24 protein-coding genes are annotated in these 23,268 nt (G+C 67.2%); 15 read left to right on the top strand and 9 right to left on the bottom strand.

Annotation, left to right across the window (positions count from 1 at the left end):
• Together AC3A6P_RS30845 and AC3A6P_RS30850 are read right to left on the bottom strand one after the other, a co-directional pair.
• The coding region (locus tag AC3A6P_RS30845; RefSeq protein ID WP_487696188.1) for an amidohydrolase family protein at positions 1-875 on the bottom strand (875 nt) is incomplete at its 3' end.
• Between the two features lie 102 nt (positions 876-977).
• Positions 978-1,883, bottom strand: a complete 906-nt coding sequence (locus tag AC3A6P_RS30850) for an alpha/beta hydrolase-fold protein (protein ID WP_487696189.1) — start codon at positions 1,881-1,883, stop codon at positions 978-980.
• 94 nt (positions 1,884-1,977) lie between these two features.
• On the opposite strand from AC3A6P_RS30850, the gene AC3A6P_RS30855 reads away from it, so the two are divergent.
• On the top strand, positions 1,978-2,598 hold the full coding sequence (locus AC3A6P_RS30855; protein ID WP_487696299.1) for a TetR/AcrR family transcriptional regulator: 621 nt from the start codon (positions 1,978-1,980) through the stop codon (positions 2,596-2,598).
• Positions 2,599-2,753: 155 nt separating this feature from the next.
• Complete coding sequence (locus AC3A6P_RS30860) at positions 2,754-4,181, top strand: APC family permease (RefSeq protein WP_487696190.1); 1,428 nt, start codon at positions 2,754-2,756, stop codon at positions 4,179-4,181.
• 9 nt (positions 4,182-4,190) lie between these two features.
• Here the strand turns inward: AC3A6P_RS30860 and relZ are convergent, their stop codons facing one another.
• Entirely contained in the window at positions 4,191-5,897 is a 1,707-nt protein-coding gene (relZ, locus tag AC3A6P_RS30865; protein WP_487696191.1) for a bifunctional ribonuclease/(p)ppGpp synthase, read from the bottom strand.
• 40 nt (positions 5,898-5,937) lie between these two features.
• On the opposite strand from relZ, the gene purB reads away from it, so the two are divergent.
• Both purB and AC3A6P_RS30875 read left to right on the top strand, forming a co-directional pair.
• Positions 5,938-7,356, top strand: coding sequence for an adenylosuccinate lyase (gene purB, locus AC3A6P_RS30870; RefSeq protein ID WP_487696192.1), 1,419 nt, complete (start codon positions 5,938-5,940; stop codon positions 7,354-7,356).
• Positions 7,353-8,567 (top strand): cytochrome P450, encoded by a 1,215-nt coding sequence (locus AC3A6P_RS30875; protein WP_487696300.1) that lies wholly within the window; start codon positions 7,353-7,355, stop codon positions 8,565-8,567. The genes purB and AC3A6P_RS30875 overlap by 4 nt, the downstream gene beginning before the upstream one ends.
• Before the next feature lie 28 nt (positions 8,568-8,595).
• On the opposite strand, the gene AC3A6P_RS30880 is transcribed toward AC3A6P_RS30875, so the two are convergent.
• Both AC3A6P_RS30880 and AC3A6P_RS30885 read right to left on the bottom strand, forming a co-directional pair.
• Positions 8,596-9,459, bottom strand: a complete 864-nt coding sequence (locus AC3A6P_RS30880; protein WP_487696193.1) for a DUF559 domain-containing protein — start codon at positions 9,457-9,459, stop codon at positions 8,596-8,598.
• Between the two features lie 96 nt (positions 9,460-9,555).
• Positions 9,556-10,182, bottom strand: a complete 627-nt coding sequence (locus AC3A6P_RS30885; protein ID WP_487696194.1) for a hypothetical protein — start codon at positions 10,180-10,182, stop codon at positions 9,556-9,558.
• 52 nt (positions 10,183-10,234) lie between these two features.
• Between AC3A6P_RS30885 and AC3A6P_RS30890 the strand changes: the two genes are divergently transcribed.
• The 6 genes from AC3A6P_RS30890 to AC3A6P_RS30915 all read left to right on the top strand — a co-directional run bounded on the left by AC3A6P_RS30890 (position 10,235) and on the right by AC3A6P_RS30915 (position 16,744).
• On the top strand, positions 10,235-11,128 hold the full coding sequence (locus AC3A6P_RS30890) for a phosphoribosylaminoimidazolesuccinocarboxamide synthase (RefSeq protein WP_487696195.1): 894 nt from the start codon (positions 10,235-10,237) through the stop codon (positions 11,126-11,128).
• Positions 11,125-13,218, top strand: a complete 2,094-nt coding sequence (locus AC3A6P_RS30895; protein ID WP_487696196.1) for a S9 family peptidase — start codon at positions 11,125-11,127, stop codon at positions 13,216-13,218. Before AC3A6P_RS30890 ends, AC3A6P_RS30895 begins: the two co-directional genes overlap by 4 nt.
• A 20-nt stretch (positions 13,219-13,238) precedes the next feature.
• Positions 13,239-13,802, top strand: a complete 564-nt coding sequence (locus AC3A6P_RS30900; RefSeq protein WP_487696197.1) for a TetR/AcrR family transcriptional regulator — start codon at positions 13,239-13,241, stop codon at positions 13,800-13,802.
• Positions 13,803-13,813: 11 nt separating this feature from the next.
• The gene (locus AC3A6P_RS30905; RefSeq protein ID WP_487696198.1) at positions 13,814-14,302 is read left to right on the top strand and encodes a glutathione peroxidase; all 489 of its coding nucleotides are present in this window, start codon (positions 13,814-13,816) and stop codon (positions 14,300-14,302) included.
• Between the two features lie 79 nt (positions 14,303-14,381).
• A complete protein-coding gene (locus tag AC3A6P_RS30910; protein WP_487696199.1) occupies positions 14,382-15,086 on the top strand; it encodes a DUF2334 domain-containing protein in 705 nt (234 codons plus the stop codon).
• Positions 15,087-15,103: 17 nt separating this feature from the next.
• Complete coding sequence (locus tag AC3A6P_RS30915; RefSeq protein WP_487696200.1) at positions 15,104-16,744, top strand: FAD-binding dehydrogenase; 1,641 nt, start codon at positions 15,104-15,106, stop codon at positions 16,742-16,744.
• 45 nt (positions 16,745-16,789) lie between these two features.
• On the opposite strand, the gene AC3A6P_RS30920 is transcribed toward AC3A6P_RS30915, so the two are convergent.
• On the bottom strand, positions 16,790-17,389 hold the full coding sequence (locus AC3A6P_RS30920; RefSeq protein ID WP_487696201.1) for a hypothetical protein: 600 nt from the start codon (positions 17,387-17,389) through the stop codon (positions 16,790-16,792).
• Positions 17,386-18,024 (bottom strand): MBL fold metallo-hydrolase, encoded by a 639-nt coding sequence (locus AC3A6P_RS30925; protein ID WP_487696202.1) that lies wholly within the window; start codon positions 18,022-18,024, stop codon positions 17,386-17,388. Before AC3A6P_RS30925 ends, AC3A6P_RS30920 begins: the two co-directional genes overlap by 4 nt.
• Positions 18,025-18,062: 38 nt before the next feature.
• On the opposite strand from AC3A6P_RS30925, the gene AC3A6P_RS30930 reads away from it, so the two are divergent.
• From AC3A6P_RS30930 to purQ, 3 genes are read left to right on the top strand one after another with little or no spacing between them, the layout of a single operon-like run.
• The gene (locus AC3A6P_RS30930; RefSeq protein ID WP_487696203.1) at positions 18,063-18,737 is read left to right on the top strand and encodes an ATPase; all 675 of its coding nucleotides are present in this window, start codon (positions 18,063-18,065) and stop codon (positions 18,735-18,737) included.
• Positions 18,738-18,791: 54 nt separating this feature from the next.
• Positions 18,792-19,031, top strand: coding sequence for a phosphoribosylformylglycinamidine synthase subunit PurS (gene purS / locus AC3A6P_RS30935; protein WP_487696204.1), 240 nt, complete (start codon positions 18,792-18,794; stop codon positions 19,029-19,031).
• Complete coding sequence (gene purQ, locus AC3A6P_RS30940; protein WP_487696205.1) at positions 19,028-19,702, top strand: phosphoribosylformylglycinamidine synthase subunit PurQ; 675 nt, start codon at positions 19,028-19,030, stop codon at positions 19,700-19,702. The genes purS and purQ overlap by 4 nt, the downstream gene beginning before the upstream one ends.
• 16 nt (positions 19,703-19,718) lie before the next feature.
• Here the strand turns inward: purQ and AC3A6P_RS30945 are convergent, their stop codons facing one another.
• Positions 19,719-20,519 carry a family 1 encapsulin nanocompartment shell protein gene (locus AC3A6P_RS30945; protein ID WP_487696206.1) on the bottom strand — a complete coding sequence of 267 codons (801 nt, stop codon included), beginning with the start codon at positions 20,517-20,519 and terminating at the stop codon, positions 19,719-19,721.
• A complete protein-coding gene (locus tag AC3A6P_RS30950; RefSeq protein WP_487696207.1) occupies positions 20,516-21,538 on the bottom strand; it encodes a Dyp-type peroxidase in 1,023 nt (340 codons plus the stop codon). Before AC3A6P_RS30950 ends, AC3A6P_RS30945 begins: the two co-directional genes overlap by 4 nt.
• A 51-nt stretch (positions 21,539-21,589) precedes the next feature.
• Here AC3A6P_RS30950 and AC3A6P_RS30955 point away from each other — a divergent pair, with 51 nt between their 5' ends.
• On the top strand, positions 21,590-22,864 hold the full coding sequence (locus AC3A6P_RS30955; RefSeq protein WP_487696208.1) for a M18 family aminopeptidase: 1,275 nt from the start codon (positions 21,590-21,592) through the stop codon (positions 22,862-22,864).
• Positions 22,865-22,879: 15 nt separating this feature from the next.
• A complete protein-coding gene (locus AC3A6P_RS30960; protein WP_487696209.1) occupies positions 22,880-23,242 on the top strand; it encodes a VOC family protein in 363 nt (120 codons plus the stop codon).
• Positions 23,243-23,268 lie beyond the last annotated feature (26 nt).

Below are 23,268 nucleotides of genomic sequence, written 5' to 3' on the forward strand. Positions count from 1 at the left end.
TCCTGATGCGTCCACGTCGAATGCATCTCATAGGTGCGATCCACCCGATCCAGAAAATACGGAATCCAGCCCGTCCCACCCTCACTCAAGGCGATCTTGAGCGTCGGGAACTCCTTGATGGGCGCCGACCACAACAAATCCGCCGCCGCCTGCACGATGTTCATCGGCTGCAACGTGATCATCACATCCATCGGCGCATCCGGAGCGGTGATCGCCAACCGCCCCGACGAGCCGATGTGCACATTCATCACCGTCTCGGTATCCACCAACGCCTGCCACAACGGCCGCCAGTACTCCAGATCATGAAACGACGGATACCCCAACGTCGACGGATTCTCGGTGAACGTCAACGAATGCACCCCCTTGTCGGCCACCCGCCGCACCTCCGCAGCACACAACCCCGGATCCCAGATCGCCGGGATCGCCATCGGGATGAACCGCCCCGGATGCGCCCCACACCACTCATCGATATGCCAGTCGTTGTAGGCCTGCACCAACGCCAACGAAAACTCAGCATCCTCGGTGGCAAAAAGACGCGCCGCGAACCCCGGAAACGACGGGAAATTCATCGTCGCCAACACCCCACCGGCATTCATGTCCTTGACCCGCTCGGCGGCGTCATAACAGCCCTTGCGGATCTCATCGAGACCCTGCGGCTCCAGCCCGTACTCCTCTTTGGGCCGCCCGGCCACCGCATTGAGCGCCACATTCGGGATCACCGTGTCCCGGAACTGCCAGGTATCGGAACCATCCGGATTGTGCACCAACCGCGGCGCCTCATCGCGGTAGCGCTCCGGCAGATGCCCTTTGAACATATCCGGCGGCTCGATGATGTGATCATCCACCGAAATCAAGACCATCTCATCCTTGTGCACGACAAGTCCCTTCCCGAAGCGCTTACGGTATGGGTCCACCATAGTCGCGCGTTACACCCATTGGCGACAGTGTTGCGCGACTGTCTCGCCGTGATGAGCCGGTCAGGCAGCCAGAAGCGGTGCAATCCAAGTCAGTTCGGCCGGCAACTGCGAACTCCAGTACGCACCGTCGTGGCCGCCCGGGGAGAACCCACCTGCCGGCGGAGTGGGCAGCGCGGCGATGTACTCCTGCGTCGCGGTGTAGAACGGGTCGCTATTTCCGCAGTCGATCCGGATGGGGATGGATGCCAGCGCCGGCAGCCCCCACACCGAGTTGGCCGCGTAGTCGTCGGCGCTGTCGAAGGCCCCCGGCGCGGCCGCCCCCGACGACAGCCACAGTGCGGGGCTGACCGCGCAGATCGCCGCGGTGCGAGCGGGCCCGAGGCGACCGCCCAGCAGCAGCGCCCCGTACCCACCCATCGACCAGCCGATGAACCCGACCCTGGTGGTGTCCAGGCCCTGCGCGGCCAGCATCGGCAGGAGCTCGTCGAGCACCATGGCGCCGGAATCCTCACCGGAAGTGCGCTTGTGCCAATAGCTTCCGCCGCCGTCGACGGCCACCACCGCGAACGGCGGCAGTCCCGCCGCGACAGCCTGGGCCAGACCTTGTTCGACACCTCCGGCCATCACGGTCGCCGCGTCGCTGCCCTTGCCGTGCAGCGCGATCAGCGGTCGCAGCGGGGCGGTCTGCCCCGGCGGGCGGGCGATCGCCCAGTTGGTGTTCACCCCGCCGCGGGCCGCCGACACGAATGAGCCGGTGACCATCGTCGGCGCAGGCCCGGCCGCAGGCTCCAGCGGCACCGGCGGAGCCAACGGGACACCGACGCCCGTCATCGAGACCGGGGGTGCGGCGGGCGTAGGACCGGCCGGGGCGAGAGCACCGAGGGTGTAAGCGCCCACGGCACCGGCGGCGACACCGGTCCCCAGCCGCAGGATGGCGCGCCGACTCAGCTCTGGCATGGCGGCCATCTTGCCATTGCCGGCTGTGCAATCCTGCGCGCCGGTTAAATGCAAGTACCGGTTTTGGTCGAAAACGTCCAGCGTGACCGGGGTGGCTGGCAGCATGCTAGGCGTGACAGCAGCGGTCACTCCCAAAGGAGAACGTCGGCGGTACGCGCTCGTGCGCGCCGCCGCCGAACTGCTGTGCGAAGGCGGTTTCGAGGCGGTCCGCCACCGCGCCGTCGCCAACCGCGCGGGTCTGCCGCTGGCGTCGACCACCTACTACTTCTCCTCTCTGGACGACCTCATCGTCGCCGCCGTGGAACACATCGGCATGGTGGAGGCCGCCAACATGCGCGGCCGCATCGAGGGGCTGTCCAGGCGCAGGCGCGGACCCGAAGCCACCGCGGAAGCCCTGGTAGAACTGCTCGTCGGCGACACCCCCGGTGGGGACCAACTGGTCTCCCGCTATGAGCGCTACATCGCCTGCGCGCGCCAACCCGCCCTTCGCGCAGTGCAGCGGCGGATCCTGCAACAGCGCGCCGAGGCGGTGGGTGAGGTGGTTGAGCGTTCCGGCCGCTACGCCCGCGCCGAGATGCTGGCGGCGCTGGTCTGTGCCGTGGACGGTGCGGTGGTGTCGGCCCTGGTCGACGGCGCCGGGAGCCCACGTGAAACCGCGCGAGCCACCCTGGTGGACGTCATCGACGTCTTCGCTCCCTACGACAAACGAGCGATCCGGGTTTGACTTTCGGCAGGGTTGGTTACCTATGCCGTCATGAATCTGACCGCTGCGGCTGACGCCGCACTCGACTGATCTGGCCGGTTTGCTCGATTGAGCAGGCACACCCCTCTGCGCTGACCGATGATGAAAGGCGCACCCCACCCCTTGTAGGAGGCGACATGGCGCAGTCGGAGACGAAAGAAGAACAACCCAAGCTCAAACGGGTGATGGGCCCGGGACTGCTGCTGCTGTTCGTGGTGGGCGACATCCTGGGTACCGGGGTTTACGCGCTGACCGGTCAAGTGGCCGGTGAAGTGGGCGGCGCGGCGTGGCTGCCGTTTCTGGTCGCATTCATCATCGCCACCATCACGGCGTTCTCCTACCTGGAGCTCGTCACCAAATACCCGCAGGCGGCCGGAGCAGCGCTCTACGCGCACAAGGCTTTTGGCATTCATTTCGTCACCTTCTTGATCGCGTTCATCGTGATGTGTTCCGGAATCACGTCGGCGTCCACGGCATCGCAGGCGTTCGCCTCCAATCTCATCAAGGGATTCGGTCTGGACTGGGGCAAGGTGGGCGTGGCAGCCATCGCGCTGCTGTTCATGGCGGCGCTGGCGGCCATCAATCTGCGCGGTGTCAGTGAGAGCGTCAAACTGAACGTGGGGCTGACCATCATCGAGATCACCGGCCTGATGATGGTGATCTTCGTGGGATTGTGGGCGTTCACCCAGGGCGGCGACAACATCGACTTCTCGCGCATCATCCTGTTCGAAAGTGAAGGCGACCGAAGCACTTTCATGGCCGTGACGGCCGCGACGTCGCTGGCGTTCTTCGCGATGGTGGGGTTCGAGGACTCGGTGAACATGGCCGAGGAGACCAAGGATCCCGTGCGGATCTTCCCGAAGGTGTTGTTGAGCGGCCTGTCGATCGCCGGTGTGGTCTACATCCTGGTGTCGATCATCGCCGTCGCGCTGGTCCCGATCGGTGACCTCAAAGAGAGCTCCACCCCGCTGGTCGACGTGGTGGAAGCCGCCGCGCCGGGGCTGCCGATCGACGAGATCTTCCCCTTCATCACCATGTTCGCGGTGTCCAACACGGCGTTGATCAACATGCTGATGGCCAGCCGGCTCATCTACGGCATGGCCCGCCAGCACGTGCTGCCCCCGGTGCTGGGCACGGTGCATCCCAAGCGGCACACCCCGTGGGTGGCGATCGTGTTCACCACCGTGATCGCATTCGGGCTGATTCTCTACGTGTCGGGCTTTGCCAGCAGCAGTGCGGTCTCGATCCTCGGCGGCACCACCTCACTACTGCTGCTGACGGTGTTCGCGGTGGTCAACGTGGCGGTGCTGGTGCTGCGCAAGGACGTCAGAGCCGACGGCAACCACTTCAAGACGCCGACCGTCCTGCCCATCATCGGGTTCCTGGCGTCGGTGTATCTGGTGACCCCGCTGTCCGGGCGGCCCGCCGCGCAGTACCTGGTCGCGGGCATCCTGGTGATCATCGGGATCGCGCTGTTCTTCGTCACCACGCTGATCAACAAACAGTCCGGCCTCAAGGGTCCCGGCATCACCGATCCGACACACCTGGCCGACGCCCCGGACTGAGCTCCGGGATCAGCGCAGCTTCGCCGCCCTGGCCTGCAGCTGGGCGACCCGGTGAGCGTTGCCCTGCAGACCGATGTAGCGCTCGCCGAACTCAGCGAGCAGCACGTCATCGAGGCGGCGCACCGCGCCCGGGGGGAACCGGTAGTCGAATGCGGTGTTGACGGCGTCGGTGTCCACCCGGTCGAGCAGCTGGTCCAACTGCTCCAGAGAATCGATGCCGAGTTCGAGCAGCAGACCGGAGATCCAGCTGTAGTGGTCGGTGCGTGACCAGCCCGCGTCACGGAACCGGTTGCCGAGGTAGGTGGCCAGCACCGGCGTCGCGATACCCGGGTCGACCGAGGCCAGCACGGGTTCGACCGGCTCGGTGGACCGCAACCGGTCACGGATGGCCGAGAATTCGCGATCGGCGAGTTCCAGCAGACCGGCGGCCAGCGTGAAGCGGCGATCCAGGTCGGGGGCGTCGTCTTCGGGGACCGAACCCTTGTAGCGGATATCGTGCTCGAACTCCGCCCACGCGTGCTGCAGGACGGTGCGGATCTGGATCGACGCCGGCTGCTGCTCGCCCTCGACGGCCACCAGCAGATGCCGGCTGGCATAGCCCCACCGGCCCGCGCTGGCGGTCTCGAGTCCCATGTCGCGGTCGTCGAGCAGCCGCATACCGTCGGCCAGCAACGTGGCGACGGTCGCCACGTCGTCGCGGACATACGTGATGACCCGTAGTCCGATCTGATCGGTGATCTCGTTCAGCGGGTCGGAGTAGAGCCTGCGGCCGTCGACACTGCGATCGGCCTTGGCCGCGAAACTGGCCACCGTCTTGGTCCTGGCCGTAGCGCTCAGGTAGTTGATACCGGCGTCGTCGAGCAGGGCGGTCACCAGATCCAGGTAATGCGCCGTGCTGGTCCGCAGCGCGGGCCTGCGCTGGGCGTACGTGGCGATGGCGTCGTGCACCGCACCCGGGGTGGTCTCCGGCGGGGTGGGCTCCAGGTCCGACGGCAGTGTCGGCGTGACGATGTAGCCGCCCGCCAGGTCGCCGTACACGGTCACCTCGTGGGGAAGTGCGTGGGCGAATCGAGCGATGTAGGCACACAGCACGGCGTCGACGGGATCTTCGGCACGGCGCAGATCGCTCTTGCTGGTGGCGTTCTCGACCCCGTCACGCAACTCGTGCCAGACCGGCGAATCGGCGACGCGCAGCGGCGGGTGCGCTTGGGCCAACCCCTCGATGTGATCCATCAACCGCAGGAACTCCGACCGCAGCTGCGCCACGCCGCGACCGGTCTTCGACTTGTATTTCAGCGTGCGGCCGAGCCGGAACAGCGCGACCGTCGCCGCATGCGGGTACACCTCGATGGCGCGACGGCCCGACGTCGACGCGGGGTCGATGTCGAGGTCCAGATCCTCGGCGATCTGCGCGGCGCGCGGCGTCCCGGCGTACTCGGGTTTCGTCTTGTTCGCGGGGTGGGCGCCGGCCTGGAATCTGCCGAAGTCCGCGTTGAGCGCCTTCTCGGCGGGCCGCTGACCGGTGGCGTTCTGCACCACCAGCGGAGCGTCGATGGCGACCACACACTCGTCTTCGACATAGGGCTGCAGTGCGGCGCGGATGCTGGCGTCATCGGTGGCGCGGCCGACGTGCAGGAGCTTGCCGCCGTCATCGATGACGGCTATCCCGCTGGGCTTACGGTGTCCCGAGGCGAGATCGAGGCCGACGAAGTACATGGCCTCAGTGTGCTGCATGAGGGCCGTAAGCTGTGTGTTCGTGAGTATTCCGAACGTCCTGGCCTCGAGGTATGCAAGCGCGGAGATGACGGCGATCTGGTCGCCGGAGGCCAAGATCGTCGCCGAGAGGCGGCTCTGGCTGGCAGTTCTGCGGGCACAGTCCGAACTGGGTGTGGCGGTGCCCGCCGGAGTCGTGGACGACTACGAACGGGTGCTCGAAGACGTCGACCTGGCCTCCATCGCCGCCCGCGAGCGGGTGACCCGCCACGACGTGAAGGCGCGGATCGAGGAGTTCAACGCACTGGCCGGCCACGAGCATGTGCACAAGGGCATGACCAGCCGCGACCTCACCGAGAATGTCGAACAGCTGCAGATCCGCCGGTCGCTGGAGTTGGTGTTCGCCCACGGGGTGGCGGTGGCCGCCCGCTTGGCTTCACGTGCGGTCGAGTACCGGGAACTGGTGATGGCGGGGCGGTCCCACAACGTCGCCGCCCAGGCCACCACGCTGGGGAAGCGGTTCGCCTCGGCGGCCGAAGAGACTCTGGTGGCTCTGCAGCGGGTGCGGGAACTGATCGACCGGTATCCGCTGCGTGGGATCAAGGGGCCCATGGGCACCGCGCAGGACATGTTGGACCTGTTCGACGGCGACACGTCGCGTCTGGCGGAGTTGGAGTCGCGGGTGGCCGGGTTCCTCGGCTTCTCCGCGGTGTTCCACAGCGTCGGACAGGTCTACCCGCGTTCACTGGACCACGATGTGGTCTCCGCCCTGGTGCAGTTGGGCGCCGGCCCGTCGTCGTTCGCGCACACCGTGCGCCTGATGGCCGGACACGAACTGGTGACCGAAGGGTTCGCGCCCGGGCAGGTGGGGTCGTCGGCGATGCCGCACAAGATGAACACCCGCTCGTGTGAACGTGTCAACGGACTGCAGGTGGTGCTGCGCGGTTACGCGTCGATGGCAGCGGAATTGGCTGGGGCGCAATGGAATGAGGGCGACGTGTTCTGCTCGGTGGTGCGCCGCGTCGCGCTGCCGGACGCGTTCTACGCGCTGGACGGGCAGACCGAGACCTTCCTGACGGTGCTCGACGAGTTCGGTGCCTACCCCGCCGTGATCCAGCGTGAGCTCGACCGATACCTGCCTTTCCTGGCGACCACCAGGATCTTGATCGCCGCGGTGCGGGCCGGGGTGGGCCGCGAGACCGCACACGAAGTGATCAAGGAGCACGCTGTGGCGGTCGCGCTTGCCATGCGGGAGCAGGGACGGGAACCGGACCTGCTGGACCGCTTGGCCGCCGACTCGCGGCTGCCGCTGGATCGCGCCGCGCTGGATGCCGCGCTGGCCGACAAGGGCGCGTTCGTCGGCGCGGCCGGCGATCAGGTGGATGCCGTGGTTGCTGCGGTATCGGGTCTGGTGGAGCGCTACCCGGACGCCGCCAAGTACACCCCCGGCGCGATTCTCTGACCGCCATGGGGGCGCTCACGGGGGTGGATCTGACCGATCTGGATCTGTTCGCATCCGGGTTCCCCCACGAGGTCTTCGCCGAGCACCGCTCGGCCGCCCCGGTGTACTGGCATCCGCCGACCGAGCACACGCCCGACGGCGAGGGATTCTGGTCGGTCGCCACGCACGCCGAAACCCTTGCCGTGCTGCGTGATCCGGTGGTGTTCTCGTCGGTGACCGGCGGTTCGCGGCCCTTCGGCGGAACGCTGTTGCAGGACCTGTCGATCGCCGGCCAGGTGCTCAACATGATGGATGATCCGCGGCACGCGCAGATCCGCAGGCTGGTGAGCTCGGGGTTGACGCCGCGGATGATCGGGCGGGTGGAGTCCGACCTGCGTGCTCGGGCTGCTTGCCTGCTCGATGGTGTCACGCCGGGTGTGTCGGTCGATTTCCTGGTGTCGGTGGCCGCCGAGTTGCCCATGCAGATGATCTGTATTCTGTTGGGAATCCCTGACTCCGAACGGCATTGGCTGTTCGAGGCGATCGAGCCGCAGTTCGACTTCGGCGGATCCCGGTCGGCGGCTGTGAGCCAGTTGTCGCCCGAGGACGCGGCATCGCGTATGTACACCTACGGCATGGAATTGATTGCCGCCAAACGCGCGGCGCCCGCCGACGACATGCTGTCGGTGGTGGCCCTCGAGGATTCTCTGTCGGATCTCGAGCTGTATCTGTTCTTCAGTCTGCTGTTCTCGGCCGGCGCCGAGACCACGCGTAATGCCGTCGCCGGTGGGCTGCTTGCCTTGGCGTCGTTCCCGGCGCAATGGTCACTGTTGCGGTCGAATCCGGCGCTGTTACCCGGTGCCATCGAGGAGATGGTGCGCTGGACCGCGCCGTCACCGTCCAAGCGCCGCACCGTGACTGAGCCGGTGACGTTGGGCGGGTGCGCTATGTCGCCCGGCGACAAGGTGGTGGTGTGGGAAGCCTCGGCGAACCGGGATTCGTTGGTGTTCCCCGTTGCCGATCAATTCGATATCACACGAAAGCCCAACCCGCACCTGGGCTTTGGCTTCGGTGTGCATTACTGCCTCGGCGCCAACCTGGCCCGGCTGGAGTTGCGGGTGTTGTTCGAGGAGCTGCTGGCACGGTTCTCGTCGATCTCGGTGGACTCTCTCGAGTGGACCCGCAGCAACCGGCACACCGGCCTCCGTCACCTCTTCGTGCGTCTCTCGTGATTTGGGCGCGCTCATAACCGCTGAGCGGTCATGAGCGCGCCGAAATCGCTGCCTGCACCTCGGTGATGACGCGGTCCGGGTGCTCGGTGAGGTCGCGCCACGTGAATCGAAGTACTCGCCAGCCCATCAAGATCAGGGCGTTCTGACGCTTGCGATCCTTGCCGAAGGTGTCTGTGTCACTGTGGAATGCCCAACCGTCGATCTCCACGGCGACCTTGTGACCGGCGAACGCCACGTCGACGACGTAACCGCCGACAGGATGGTTGGCGATCCACCCGGTGATGTGGTGTCTCTTGAGCAGGTCGAGGAACAGTCGCTCGGCCTTCGATCTACCGCCGTCGCCGGCTGCTTGCAGGTAGATGCGGGCGCGAGGTGAGCCGTGTCGGCCCTTGTTCCTGACGTGCGAGGTCCAGAGCTTGCGCAGTTCGGTGTGTTGCGCCAGCGCCGTGTCCATGAGGGCAGGGCCGCCGTCGCGTCTCACCGCCGCTTCGATGGCCGTCAGCTCCAACGTGGTGACCCGCAGACCGCGGAGATCCACGATGTCGGCCGGTTCGAGGTCGCGCCGACGCACGCGGGTTTGCGGGCGGCGCCGTCCATGACTGTTCCGCGGGACCGTCACCTCGACCGAGGCGGGTACATCCGACGTCAGGCCGTGCCACCAGGCGGCCGACACACCGGTGGCGACGGCCTGATCCCCATACGACCAAACTGTGGCCCGAATCCAGGCCGAGGTGGTGAACGGCTGGTCGTTGACCCAGTAGACGCCCTTGGCGTAGCGCTGCCAATGCCCGGACTGGACCCGACGCGATACCGCGCTGAAGCTCAGCCCGCATTCGAGCGCCTGTTTGAGGGTGATGACGCCGTCCTGGCGGCGCAAGTGATCATCGAGCACACCTGTTTGTCTCGACGAGGGTCGGTTCGGTTCCAAACTCGCGATTTGGGCGCGTTCGTAACCGCTCAGCGGTTACGAACGCGCCGAAATCCCGCGCTACTTCCAGGGGGAGCGGATGCCCGTGGCGCGCAGCTCGAGGGCGGCCAGGCCGCGGATCGTGACCACGTCGTCGCGGCGCCAGGCACCCACCGGATCCATGCTCACCGACGCCAGCTTGCGCAGCGGGCGGTTGGCCAGGGCGCGCATCGCCAGCAGCTGCTCACCGGCCGGCGTCGACGCCAGCGTCAGCGCCGTCCACTTGCGCCGGAAGAACCGGATCCGCAGGAACAGCCACGGCATCGCGATCGCCAGGATGGGCGGCGACGCCACCGCCAGCGCCAACACCCACGCCAACCAGCTCGCGGTGCTGTCGAGGTTGTGACCTGCGCCCGCCAGATCCAGCGCCGCCTCGCCCGCCGCCTCCAGGGGACTGCGCAGGTCATCGCCGATCCACGGCACACCGGAGACGCTCTCGCCCGCGGAGTCCAGATTGTCGGCGATGCCGTTGGCGCCGGTCTCGACCTGACGGCCCACTGCCGCGATGGTGTCGATGGCGGCGTGTACGGCCATCCCGACCATGACCCAGATGACCGTCCAGATCAGCACCAGCACATCACTGATCAGCTGGAAGAGAAGCCGCCGAGGCGTGGTGGCGTAGGGCAGGAACCGCGAACGCGAACTCATGCCGTCGATCCCAGCACGTCGCCCGGGATCATGTGGCCATTAGGCTGGCCGGATGCGTCCTGCTCTGTCCGACTACCAGCACATAGCCAGCGGGAAGGTCCGCGAGCTGTACCGCATCGACGACGAGCACCTGCTGTTCGTGGCCTCTGACCGCATCTCGGCGTTCGACTACATCCTCGACAGCGAGATCCCCGACAAGGGTCGGATCCTGACCGCGATGAGCGTGTTCTTCTTCGATCTGGTCGACGCGCCGAACCACCTGGCGGGCCCGCCCGACGACCCGCGGATCCCGGCCGACGTGCTGGGCCGCGCCCTGGTGGTGCAGCAGCTGGAGATGTTGCCGATCGAATGCGTGGCGCGCGGCTACCTCACCGGCTCAGGCCTGCTGGACTACCAGGCCACCGGATCGGTCTGCGGTATCGCATTGCCGCCGGGCCTCGGCGAGGCGAGCCGCTTCGACCAGCCGCTGTTCACCCCAGCCAGCAAGGCCGACCTCGGCGACCACGACGAGAACATCACCTTCGATCAGGTGATCTCGAAGGTGGGTGCGGAGCGGGCCGAGCAGTTGCGCGACAACACCCTGCGGATCTACGCGCAGGCCGCCGATCATGCACTGACGAAGGGCATCATCATCGCCGACACCAAATTCGAGTTCGGTGTCGACGCCGACGGCAACCTGCGCCTGGCCGACGAGGTGTTCACCCCGGACTCGTCGCGGTACTGGCCCGCCGACACCTACGCCCAAGGTGTGGTGCAACCCAGCTTCGACAAGCAGTTCGTCCGCAACTGGCTCACCGGACCGGACTCCGGATGGGACCGCACGGGGTCCGAACCGCCACCACCTCTGCCGTCGGAGATCGTCGACGCCACCCGCAGCCGCTACATCGAAGCCTACGAACGCATTTCCGGACTGAGCTTCGCCGACTGGATCGGACCCGCCTCGTGAACCCACCTGTAGCCAAAAGAGTCGAAACCCGCCGGGAGTTCCACGGTGACGTGTTCATCGACCCCTACGAGTGGCTGCGGGAGAAGACCGACCCCGAGGTGATCAACTACCTCGAGGACGAGAACACCTACGTCGACGCCATGACCGCAGACCAGGAACCGTTGCGGCAGAAGATCTTCGACGAGATCAAGGCCCGAACCAAGGAAACCGACCTCTCGGTGCCGACCCGTCGCGGCGACTACTGGTACTACGGCCGCAGCTTCGAGGGCAAGCAGTACGGGGTGCACTGCCGCTGCCCCGTCCAGCACGCGCAAGACTGGACACCGCCGACCCTCGACGAGTTCCCCGAGGTTCCAGGCGAGTTCATCCTGCTCGACGAGAACGTCGAAGCCGAAGGGCACGAGTTCTTCTCACTGGGCGCCGCCAGCGTCAGCCTGGACGGCAACATCCTGGCGTACTCGGTCGACGTGCTCGGCGACGAGCGTTACACGTTGCGATTCAAGGATTTACGCACCGGCGAGCTGTACCCGGACGAAATCACCGGCATCGCGGCCGGGGTCACCTGGTCCGCGGACAGTGAAACCCTCTACTACACGACGGTGGACGACGCCTGGCGTCCCGACACCGTGTGGCGGCACCGGCTGGGCAGCGGGTTGCCCGCGCAGAAGGTCTTCCACGAACCCGACGAGAAGTACTGGGTCGGGATGGGCCGCACCCGCAGCAACAAGTACGTCGTGATCGCGACGGGCTCGGCGATCACCTCCGAGGTGTTCTATGCCGACGCCACCGACGCCGAAGCGGAATTCACCAGCGTCCTGCCGCGCCGCGAAGGGGTCGAGTACTCGATCGACCACGTGGTGGTGGGTGGCGAGGACCGCTTCCTCATCCTGCACAACGACGGCGCGGTGAACTTCACCCTGACCGAGGCGCCGGTCAGTGACCCGACCGCGCAGCGGACCCTGATCCCGCACCGTGAGGACGTCCGGCTCGAAGGTATGGATGCCTTCGCCGACCACGTCGTGGTGAGTTACCGGCGTGAAGCGCTGCCTCGAATCCAGTTGTGGCCCATTGTCGATGGCGAATACGCGCAACCCGAGGAACTGTCCTTCGAATCCGAGCTGATGTCGGCGGGCCTGGGCGGGAACCCGAACTGGGAGGCGCCCCGCCTGCGGATCGCCGCCACCTCGTTCGTCATCCCGGTGCGCGTGTACGACCTCGACCTGGCCACCGGCGAGCGGACACTGCTGCGCGAGCAGCCTGTCCTGGGTGACTACCGGCCCGAGGACTACACCGAGCGCCGCGACTGGGCGGTGGCCCCCGACGGCACCCAGGTGCCGGTGTCGGTGATCAGCCGGGTCGGGACCGAAATGCCTGCGCCCACGCTGATCTACGGGTACGGCGCCTACGAGTCGTGTGAGGATCCGCGGTTCTCCATCGCGCGGCTGTCGCTGCTGGACCGCGGCATGGTCTTCGTCGTCGCCCATGTCCGAGGGGGCGGCGAGATGGGCCGGCTGTGGTACGAGCACGGCAAGCTGCTGGAGAAGCGCAACACCTTCACCGACTTCATCGCCGTCGCAGAGCATCTGGTTCAGGCCGGCATCACCCGCCCGGAGAATCTGGTGGCACTGGGCGGCAGCGCCGGCGGCCTGCTGATGGGTGCGGTCGCGAACCTGGCCCCGCAGGCCTTTGCGGGCATCCTCGCCCAGGTGCCGTTCGTCGACGCCCTGACCACGATCCTGGACCCGTCGCTGCCGTTGACCGTCACCGAGTGGGACGAGTGGGGCAACCCGATCGAGGACAGTGACGTCTACGCCTACATGAAGTCGTATTCGCCCTACGAGAACGTGGCCGCGGTGGATTACCCACCGATCCTGGCGATGACGTCGCTCAACGACACCAGGGTGTACTACGTGGAACCGGCCAAATGGGTTGCGGCTCTGAGGTATACCAAGACCGATGCGAACCCGGTGCTGTTGAAGACCCAGATGACCGCCGGACACGGCGGGATCAGCGGACGCTACGAGCGGTGGAAGGAAGTCGCGTTCCAGTACGCGTGGCTGTTGACCACTGCGGGAGTCTCCGACAACTAGTCAGTGACTAGACTGAGGTGATGAGCCGGGCGACATATCACCACGGTGACCTGCGCGCGGTCATCCTCGCCGAGGCCGCGCGGCTGGTCGCCGAACGCGGCGCCGAGCGACTGTCGCTGCGGGAGCTGGCCAGGGCGGCGGGAGTGTCACACGCCGCACCCGCGCACCACTTCACCGACCGCCGTGGGCTGTTCACCGCACTGGCCGCCGAAGGCTTCACCAAACTGGCCGCAGCCCTGGAGGCGGCCCGACCCCAGTTCCTCGATGCCGCACTGGCATACGTCGACTTCGCGCTGCGAAACCCCGGGCACTTCGCCGTGATGTTCGATGCCTCGCTGCTGGATGTCGCCGATGCCGAGCTGGTCGCCGCGCAGACGGCCGCGGCTGCCGAGCTGTCCCGCGGGGTGTCGACCCTGACGAGTCCCAAGGCGCGCAAGAATCCCGCCGACGCCGAACTGGCGGCCTGGTCGATGGTGCACGGCTTTTCGATGCTCTGGCTCAACAACGCCTTCACCCCCGATATCGCCGCCGCCGATCCGATGGATCTGGCCGAGCGAATGGGACGGATGTTGTTCGACGGGTAGGTTCGTGGTTCATGAGCCTGACCGATATTCCGTTGACGACGTTGAGCGGCGAGCCCACGTCCCTGGCCGACTACGCCGACCGCGCGATCCTGCTGGTCAACGTCGCCTCCAAATGTGGCCTCACCCCGCAGTACAGCGCACTGGAACAGCTGGCACGTGACTATGCAGATCGCGGGTTGACGGTGATCGGGGTGCCGTGCAATCAGTTCATGGGCCAGGAGCCCGGCACCGCCGAGGAGATCCAGACGTTCTGCTCCACCACCTACGGCGTGACGTTCCCGCTGCTGGAGAAGACCGACGTCAACGGCGCCGGACGGCACCCGCTCTACGCTGAGCTCACCAAGACCGCCGACGCCTCGGGCGAGGCCGGTGACGTGCAGTGGAACTTCGAGAAATTCCTGCTCGCGCCGGGTGCGACGGTGACCAACCGGTTCCGGCCCCGGACCACGCCCGACGATCCCGAGGTGATCAGCGCCATCGAGGCCGTCCTGCCGAACTAGCCGGGCTGGACCAACAGACGCCACCTGGGCGCCGGGTGTCTGACACCCTCTGGTCATCTGAGGTTGCCAGACTGCGGGCATGGCTGGGCAACTGATCGTCTCGGTTTCCGGGATCGACAACCGCACGCTGCCCGATATCGTCGCGCTGCGTGAGCAGCTGGCCAGCCGTTCGGTGCCGCTGTCGTGGTTCGTCGCGCCCCGCTTGAAGGGCGACTACCGTCTCGACGCCGACAGACCCACCGTCGACTGGCTGACCGAGCGGCGCGCCGGCGGCGACGCCATAGTGCTGCACGGCTACGACGAAGCCGCCACCAAACACCGCCGCAGCGAATTCGCGGTGCTGCAAGCCCATGAAGCCAACCTGCGACTGATGGCCGCCGACCGGGTGCTCGACCACATGGGATTGCGTACCCGGCTGTTCGCCGCACCGGGCTGGTCGGTATCGCCTGGTGCGGTGCTAGCGTTGCCCCGCAACGGCTTCCGGCTGCTGGCGGGGCTGTCGGGGATCACCGATCTGGTGCGCGACACCACCTTGCGCACCCGCGTGCTGGGCATCGGCGCCGGCTTCCTCACCGAACCGTGGTGGTGCCGGACGCTGGTGCTGTCGGCTGAGCGCACCGCTCGGCGCGGCGGGATCGTGCGGCTGGCCGTCTCGGCCCGCCAGCTGCGTAAGCCGGGACCACGCCAGGCCGTGCTCGACGCGGTGGACCTGGCACTGATGCACGGCTGCGTCCCCACCGTCTACCAGTGGTCGCCGCGTCCTGCACTGCTCGGCGCCGCGTAGTCAGTAGCGTTGGCGTCATGGACGCTGACGTCATCGTGGTCGGGGCCGGTATCGCCGGTTTGGTGGCAGCCTGCGAGCTGGCCGAACGAGGCAAGCAGGTGCTGCTCGTCGACCAGGAGAACGCCGCCAACCTGGGTGGGCAGGCGTTCTGGAGTTTCGGCGGACTGTTCCTCGTCGACAGCCCCGAACAACGGCGGCTCGGCATCCGGGACAGCCACGAACTGGCGCTGCAGGACTGGCTCGGCACCGCCGGCTTCGACCGCCCCGAGGACTACTGGCCCCGCCAATGGGCACACGCCTACGTCGACTTCGCGGCCGGCGAGAAGCGCAGTTGGCTGCGCGAACGCGGGCACCAGATCTTCCCGCTCGTCGGGTGGGCCGAACGCGGCGGATACGACGCCCGTGGGCACGGGAACTCGGTGCCGAGGTTCCACATCACCTGGGGCACCGGGCCCGGACTCGTCGACGTATTCGCCCGTCGCCTGAAGGACAACACCGGGGTGCGCTTTGCGTACCGGCACCAAGTCGACGAGCTGATCGTCGACAACGGCGCCGTGGTCGGTGTGCGCGGCACCGTGCTGGAACCGTCGTCAGCGGCGCGTGGTGAAGCGTCATCCCGAAACAGTGTGGGCGAGTTCGAATTCCGTGCGTCCGCGGTGATCGTGACCAGCGGCGGGATAGGCGCCAACCTGGACTTGATCCGCAAGAACTGGCCACCGAGGATGGGGCGGGTACCGGATCAGCTGTTGGCCGGGGTGCCCGCGCACGTCGACGGGCGGATGATCGAGATCACCGAGTCGATCGGCGCGCGGGTGATCAACCGGGACCGGATGTGGCACTACACCGAGGGCATCACCAACTACGACCCGATCTGGCCCCACCACGGCATCCGCATCCTGCCGGGTCCGTCGTCACTATGGCTGGACGCCGCCGGTAAGCGCCTGCCGGGTCCGCTGTATCCGGGTTTCGACACCCTGGGCACCCTGGAGCACATCGTGCGGTCCGGGCATGACTACACCTGGTTCATCCTCAACGCCCGGATCATCGAGAAGGAGTTCAGTCTCTCCGGGCAGGAACAGAACCCGGATCTCACCGAACGGGACATCCGCAAGGTGCTGCAGCGGGTGCGACCCGGACCGCCGGCGCCGGTTCAGGCGTTCGTCGACCGCGGAGTCGATTTTGTCAGTGCCGGGTCGCTTCGGGAACTGGTGACGAAGATGAACGAGCTGCCGGAGGTGGAGCAGCTCGACTTCGCGGCGGTGGAAGCCGAGGTGACCGCGCGCGACCGCGAGGTGGCCAACCGTTACACCAAAGACGGTCAGATCACCGCGATCCGCGGAGCGCGGGCGTATCTGGCCGACCGGATCACCCGGGTGGTCGCACCGCACCGGCTCACCGACCCCAAAGCGGGTCCGCTGATCGCGGTCAAGCTGCATATCCTGACGCGAAAGACGTTGGGCGGGTTGGAAACCGACCTCGACTCCCGAGTGCTCGCCGACGGTGGTTCCCCGATCCCGGGCCTGTATGCCGCCGGTGAGGTCGCCGGCTTCGGCGGCGGCGGCGTGCACGGCTACCGCGCGCTGGAAGGCACCTTCCTCGGCGGCTGCATCTTCTCCGGCCGCGCAGCAGGCCGGGGCGCGGCCCGCGACATCGCGTGATTTGGGCGCGCTCATAACCGCTCAGCGGTTATGAGCGCGCCCAAATCACAGGTCGATGGTGGTGGTGACGGACACCAATTGCGGAGCGGCGGGGGCCGAGGAGAAGCCGAACTGGACCGGCGGTGACAGATCCGCCAGACCGCCCAGGGGCGTCGACTCGTAGCGCCCGGAAACCCCGACGATGCGCCGCGTCCGTCGCACCCCGTAGTACTCGCGGCGGCCCTGCCCGGCGGTGCCGGCGGTGTGCACCCCGGGCACCAACCGCGCCGCCACCGGATCGATGAGCCGCAGCCACACCGGCGTGGTCGCCAGGAATCCCGGCACCAGGCGCAACAGGCCGTCGAAACGCGCGGGCCCGCCGATCGTCACGCTGACATCCAGGGTCGCAGCGGTGACCGCCAGCCGGTCCGACGTCAACTCGGTGGACACTTCACCGGTGTGCACATAGTCGAAAGAATAAGTGGCGGATATGAATTCGGCGACCTCGGCCGACGGTGCGAGCAGTGTGCGGACACCGTCGGGGGTTTGCACCATGACATCGGAGAAGCTGCCGAACGGTGACTCCTGCCAGATCCCGACGACCATGCGGATACCGGCCAGACTCCCGAACCCGGCGATGTGGCCGGTGAACGCCACCCGGGTCATAGCGGAGTGGACGTTTCTTCCTCCAGCACGCGGAAGTCGGTGTCGGTCATCTCGCTGAGCCGACCGAAGTAGATGCCCCGTGCTTCGGGGGCGACGATGCCGTGGTGGATGGGCACGGCGTGGGTGGGCGCGACGGCCCGCAGGTAGTCGACGGCCTCGGAGATCTTCATCCACGGCGCGGCCGCAGGGGTGGCCAGCACGTCGACGGGCTCGTCGGGCACGAACAGCGCGTCGCCGGGGTGCATCAGCTTGGCGGCATGCTCTCCGTCGCCGACCAGGTACGAGATGTTGTCGATCACAGGCAGATCCGGGTGGATCACCGCATGCCTGCCCCCCACGCCGCGGACGGTGAGTTCGCCGATGGACAGTTCGTCGCCGACGTTGACGGCCGTCCACGCGCCGCCGAGCTGTGCCGCGGTCTGCGGGTCGGCGTAGAGCGCGGCCTGTGGGTTGGCCTCCACCAGGGCCGGTAACCGTTCGGGGTCGGCGTGGTCGGGATGCTGGTGGGTGATGAGGATCGCCGAGAGCCCGGTGATGCCCTCGAACCCGTGAGAGAACGTGCCCGGGTCGAACAGCACGGTGGTCTGCGGAAAGCTCGCCAGAAGGCACGAATGGCCGAAATGCGTCAGTTCCATGCCTACGATTGTGCGCCAGGGGTATCGAGGGGGGTGCGATGGTCCGCGTGATCTTGGCCGCGGTGCTGGCAGGTGTGCTCGTGGGAGGGGGCCTGGTGGTGGCGCCGGTGGCTGCGGGCTTGCCGGAGACCTGCCCGCCGACGTGCGATCGGATACCGGACACCGCATGGCCGGCGCCGCCGTCGCCGAACACGACCGTGACGTGGCCGCCGCTGGCCGGCCTGGCCGCTCCGGTGCTCAGGCCGCGGTTCTACGCCGAGGAGCTGTGCTCCATCCCGCTGCCGGCCGACGATCCCCGCACCTACGCGGTGGCGGCCAGGGCCGAAGTGCAGGCCCCGCCCGGACAGTGGCAGATGCGGGCCCAGATCATCCACTGGCGAGGCGAGACATCGTACGGCGGTCAGCTGGTCACCGCGGCGTTCGAGCAGGCCAAGGCGGCGTTGCGGGCCTGTCAGGTGATCGCGCCGCCGTTGTCGCCGTCGGTGACCACCGACGGCGACGGGGCACTGGCGGCCGTGCTCACCGGCCCGCAGCTGGTACACCAGTACCTGGTGGCGCACCCGCAGAGCAGCAGCATCGCCGAGCTGGTGTTCTGGGCCACACCACCGCCGCCGGGGGCGCCGCCGATTCCCTGGTCGGCCCCACCCGACCGGCAGGTGCTCGCAGTCGTGACGGAGGCGCTCTGCGCGGCCTACCTGTCCTCGTGTGGATAGACTTGTGCCCGACCACACGCATCCAGCAGTGTCTTTTGAAGTGAGGAGCCGCACGTGGCCCGGGTAGTTGTCCATGTGATGCCCAAGGCCGAGATTCTCGACCCGCAGGGCCAGGCGATCGTCGGTGCCTTGGGCCGGCTCGGACACGGCGGCATCTCAGATGTGCGGCAAGGCAAGCGCTTCGAACTCGAAGTCGACGACAGCGTCGGCGACGAAGCCCTGGCCGAGATCGCCGAATCGCTGTTGGCCAACACCGTGATCGAAGACTGGACCGTCAGCCGGGAGCCTTCATGAGCGCTCGCGTCGGGATCATCACCTTCCCCGGCACCCTCGACGACGTCGACGCCGCCCGCGCGGTGCGGCTCGCCGGTGCCGAGCCGGTGAGTCTGTGGCACGCCGACGCCGACCTCAAGGGTGTCGACGCGGTGATCGTGCCCGGCGGCTTCTCCTACGGTGACTATCTGCGCGCCGGGGCCATCGCCCGATTCGCCCCCGTGATGGGTGAGGTGGTGGCCGCTGCCGAGCGCGGCATGCCGGTGCTCGGCATCTGCAACGGCTTCCAGGTGCTGTGTGAGACAGGACTGCTGCCGGGTGCGCTGACCCGCAACGAGGGCCTGCACTTCGTGTGCCGCGACATCTGGCTGCGCGTCGACGGCACGAACTCCGCGTGGACCTCACGGTACGACCCGGGCGCCGAGATCCTGGTGCCGTTGAAGTCCGGCGAGGGCCGCTACGTCGCCTCCGATGAGGTGCTCGACGAACTCGAGGGCGAGGGCCGCGTGGTGTTCCGGTATGTCGACAACCTCAACGGCTCCCAGCGCGACATCGCGGGCATCAGCTCGGCCAACGGCCGCGTCGTGGGCCTGATGCCGCACCCCGAGCACGCCACCGAGGCGCTCACCGGACCCTCCGATGACGGCCTGGGGATCTTCTTCTCCGCTCTCGACGCGGTGCTCACCGCCTGAGCCCCGCAGCCGGAACTCAGGGGCAGCTCAGCGCCACCGACGCCTCGGCGGTGTAGCAGAGGAACGTCAGCGTCTCCTCCAGGTACAGCTGCACCGTGTCCGCGTCGTGCGACAGATACCCGATGGACACGTCGGTGCCCAACTGCAGGTCGAAATCACCTCCGCGCGTGGACAGTACGAACGCACCGTCGATCGCGGGGGCCCAGATGATGTCACCGTCGATCAGCCGGTTGATGTGCTCGAGGATCGGATACCCGTGCGCGGTGGTCTCGGCGACCTTGGTGTAGGTGTCCGCGGACAACAGAACCGCGTACGGGCCGTCGACACCGGCGAGCCGCAGTTCCGACAGCGCCTGGGCGATCACATCCGGGATCTCCCGGGGATCCTCCGGCAGCGAAAGCGGCGGATTCGAGCTGCACTTGCGGATCCCGCCGATACCCGCGGCGTCGTAGCCCTCGAAGATCGCGCGGTCCTCGACGAACGCCAGCTTCTTGGCGGCGTCCTTGACGGGATCCCAGTCCGAGTCCTGTGACCCGCGTTCCACATCGTCGATGTCGATCCGGTTGACCGTGAACGGAACTCGCAACCGCACCAGCGGGCGGCTCTCCCGCAGGTGCGCCAGCACTCCGTCGCTGGGGGACGGGGCGTCGAGCAGATGGCCGGTGCTGACTGCCGCGGTCACCGGTCCACCGGGCTCGCTGACGTCGACAACCCGCCGACCGGCGATGTGCCGCTTGAAGGTTCGCGACGCCTCGAGTTCGATCTCCGCCCACGCGGCCGCGGTGATCGGCGCCAGTTCGCGGTAGAGATTGTTCATTGCGGTTGTCCTTTCAGACTGCCGATGGCCAGAGAGCCTTGATGTGAGAGAGGTGCTTCTACGGTTCCGAGAGCCTGCGCGGAGTCCGGAAGCGCAGGCGGGTCGTCGAGAAAATCTGCGGAGGGACTGAAGAACAGGCCACCGGTGAGTGCGGTGGAGAAGTCCAGGATGCGGTCGGTGTTACCGGGCGGGTCACCGAGGAACATGTTGTCCAGCATGCGTTCGGTGACCGTCGGGGTGCGCGAGTAGCCGATGTAGTACGTACCGAACTCGCCCTTGCCGATCTCCCCGAAAGGCATGTTGTGGCGGACGATCTTGAGCTCGTTGCCGTCGGCGTCGGCGATCACGTTGAGCGCCACGTGTGAGTCGGCCGGCTTGACGTCGTCGTCGAGTTCGATGTCTTCGAGTTTGGTGCGGCCGATCACACGCTCCTGCTCGGTGACCGACAACGCATTCCACGCGCCCATGTCATGCACGTACTTCTGGACGTGGACATAACAACCGCCGGCGAAATCAGGATCCTCGGCACCGATCGCGGTGGCGTTCACCGCTATCCGCCCATCTGGGTTCTCCGTGCCGTCGACGAAACCCATCAGGTCGCGGTTGTCGAAGAACCGGAATCCGTGCACCTCGTCGACGACGGTGATGGCTCCGGCCATCGCCCGGGCGACATGCCCGGCGAGTTCGAAACAGAAGTCCAGGGATTCGGCGCGGATGTGGAACAACAGGTCGCCCGGGGTGGCGGGCGCACGATGGCGGGGTCCGTTGATCTCGATGAACGGATGCAGCTCGGCCGGCCGGGGTCCGGCGAACAGGCGGTCCCAGGCCTGCGAGCCGATCGAGGTGATCATCGACAAGTTCTTCGTGGGATCGCGGAACCCGACCGCACGCACCAGACCCGACAGATCGGGTAGGGCGTCGTGCACGGTTTCGGCGCCGTCATCGGCGATCGTGGCCACCAGGAAGATGGCCGCAGGCGTCAACGGCGCCAGGATCGACTGGGGTTGCGGGTCAGGCACGAAGTGACCCTAACGGCAAACCCCGCGCCCGTAACGACAAAGATGGTGAATATGCCTGCTAGCCCCCATAGCTTGTGTGAGTTCATCGATGCGTCGCCGTCGCCGTACCACGTCTGCGAGACAGCGGCCGCTCGCCTGCGCGCCGCCGGCTACACCGAACTGGCCGAAGCCGATGCCTGGCCCGGCAGCGGACGCTATTTCGTGTTGCGCGCCGGGTCCCTGATCGCCTGGGACAGTACGGGTGCCACCGGTCGGCCGTTCCGGGTGGTCGGCGGGCACACCGACAGTCCGAACCTGCGCGTCAAACAACATCCGGACCGCGCGGCGGCCGGCTGGTCGGTGGTGGCGTTGCAGCCCTACGGCGGCGCCTGGCTCAACTCGTGGCTGGACCGTGATCTCGGTGTCAGCGGGCGGCTGTCGGTCCGGGACACCGCCAGCCCGACGGGCATCGCGCACAAGCTGATCCGCATCGATCACCCGCTGTTGCGGGTGCCCCAATTGGCGATCCACCTGTCCGATGACCGCAAGGGCGTGAGCCTGGACCCGCAGCGACATGTCAACGCGGTGTGGGGGACCGGCGATCGGCCGGTCTCGTTCGTCGACCACGTGGCGCAGCAAGCCGACATCGATCCGGGCGACGTGCTGGCCTTCGATCTGATGACCCACGACCTCACGGCCTCGGCGGTGTGGGGTCCAGGGACAGCGCAAGCCGAGTTCGTCAGCGCACCTCGGCTGGACAACCAGGGCACCTGTTATGCCGGGCTGGAAGCGCTGCTGGCGGCGGACTCGGCTTCGGTCATCCCGGTGCTGGCGTTGTTCGACCACGAGGAAGTGGGCTCGACGTCGGACCACGGTGCCCAGTCGGACCTGCTGATCACCACGCTGGAGCGCATCGTGCTGGCGGCCGGAGGCAACCGCGAGGACTTCCTGCGGGTGCTCACCGGGTCGATCGTCGCCTCCGGCGACATGGCGCACGCGACGCACCCGAATTACCCGGAGCGCCACGAACCCGGCCACCTGATCGAGATCAACGGCGGGCCCGTGCTGAAGGTGCAGCCGAATCTGCGTTATGCCACCGACGGGCGCACCGCCGCGGCCTTCGAGTTGGCCTGCCGCCAGGCCGGGGTGCCGTTGCAGCGGTACGAACATCGCGCGGATCTGCCCTGCGGGTCCACCATCGGCCCGATGACCTCGGCGCGCACCGGGATCCCGACCGTCGACGTCGGTGCCGCGCAGCTGGCCATGCACTCGGCGCGCGAACTCATGGGCGCCCACGACGTCGCCGCGTACGCCGCGGCATTACGGGCGTTTCTGTCACCGGCCTGACTTAGCGTGGGCGTCATGACATCACGAAGCCTGGCCGTGGAGATGATCACGTTCGACTGCACCGACCCGGACCGTCTCGCCCAATGGTGGGGCACCGTCGTCGACGGTGCGGTCAACCCGGTGGTTCCCGGGGAGTTCGTCATGGTGGTTCAGGACAGCGGCCCGAACCTGGGGTTCCAGCACGTGGACGACCCGACGCCGGGCAAGAACCGGGTCCACCTCGATCTCGCGGCACCCGACCTCGAGCAGGAGGTGGAACGACTGGTGTCGCTGGGAGCGGTGGAGACCGGTCGTCATGATTTCGGCGAGGAGTTCCAGTGGGTGGTCTTCGCCGACCCGGACGGCAACGCCTTCTGTGTTGCCGCAGCCACGGACTGAACCCGCCGCGGCTGGTTAGATTCCAG

The organism is Mycobacterium sp. Soil_C_30 (assembly GCF_057656995.1).